This is a genomic window from Opacimonas viscosa (assembly GCF_024199005.1).
GTDB classification, from domain to species: Bacteria; Pseudomonadota; Gammaproteobacteria; order Enterobacterales; family Alteromonadaceae; genus Opacimonas; species Opacimonas viscosa.
Genome location: NZ_JANATA010000084.1, coordinates 1 through 278, shown reverse-complemented (window position 1 = coordinate 278; position 278 = coordinate 1). Strand labels below are relative to the sequence as shown.

General features: G+C 51.1%; 1 protein-coding gene. It reads left to right on the top strand.

What is annotated here, in order from left to right; genetic code table 11:
* The first annotated feature begins 14 nt into the window (after positions 1 to 14).
* Positions 15 to 107, top strand: a complete 93-nt coding sequence (locus NLF92_RS12785; protein ID WP_284700436.1) for a PLP-dependent transferase — start codon at positions 15 to 17, stop codon at positions 105 to 107.
* The last annotated feature ends 171 nt before the right edge of the window (positions 108 to 278 follow it).

Sequence of the window (278 nt, the reverse complement as noted above, 5' to 3'; positions counted from 1 at the left end):
TGAAGCACGCCGGACTGCCACAAGGTCTTATCCGTTTGTCTGTTGGTCTGGAGTCAGCAGACACACTGATCAACGATTTATCACAGGCACTTAATCATGCGAAGTAGCCATTCTGACATGCCTTTTGCTTTGGCCGTACTGCCGCTGATCACGCTATAGAGCGTATTTTTAGGCGGCGCGCTATTTACCGAACTCGGCGGCACACTTGTGGTTGTTGCTATTTTACTGGCGGCTATTGTCGCGGGTTTGATTGGCTATGCGCGAGGTGTGAAGTGGCA